Origin of the sequence: Cecembia lonarensis LW9, from assembly GCF_000298295.1 — a bacterium.
Classification (GTDB): Bacteria; Bacteroidota; Bacteroidia; order Cytophagales; family Cyclobacteriaceae; genus Cecembia; species Cecembia lonarensis.
Genome location: NZ_AMGM01000298.1, coordinates 1 through 681 on the forward strand (window position 1 = coordinate 1; position 681 = coordinate 681).

At 61.2% G+C, this 681-nt stretch carries 1 protein-coding gene; it reads right to left on the minus strand.

Going from position 1 to position 681, the window contains the following annotated elements; translation table 11 throughout:
* A partial coding sequence (locus tag B879_RS24220) for an aconitase family protein (RefSeq protein WP_040401640.1) occupies positions 1-681 on the minus strand: 681 nt, incomplete at both ends.

A 681-nucleotide genomic window follows, 5' to 3' on the forward strand; every position in this document is an offset into this window, starting at 1 on the left:
GGGCGCCATGTCACCGGTGGAAACGTCGTCACCAACTACGGTCAGTACGCGGGCATCAATCGTCGGCGGCAACGGGCCGGGCACCGGCGGCGGTACAAGGTTCGAGCCACGGATAATTTCAATTGCCGTGCGTCTGGCCTCCGGAAGCGGTGCGGAAATGTGAATCGAGTGGATGTCCATGCCGGCATGTACCGCCGGACGCAGTGACTGAATGCCCACAGCGCTCGGATCGGTAATGACACCGGTCAGCGCACTGGCTGCAGCGGTTGCGGGCGAACACAGGTAGACCATATCCTCTGCGGTGCCGCTGCGTCCCGGGAAATTCCGGTTGAAAGTCCTCAGCGAGGCTTCGTTGCCTAACGGGGCCTGGCCGATTCCCACGCAAGGCCCGCAGATGGGTTCCAACATTCTCGCTCCGGCTTGTAGCAGGTCGTCATACACTCCCGAGGCAATAATGGTCTGCAGGATTTGCCGCGATCCGGGAGTCACCGTCAACTGGATGCGCGGGTGGATCTGTTGCCCCTTGAGGATCGCCGCTACCGTGGCCAGATCCTCGTAGGAACTGTTTACCGACGAGCCGACGCAGACCTGCGACAGTTCAACACCGGACGTTTCCGCGACAGTCTTAACATTGCCTGGCGAGTGCGGGATTGCGATCAACGGAACCAGCGCACCCAGTTC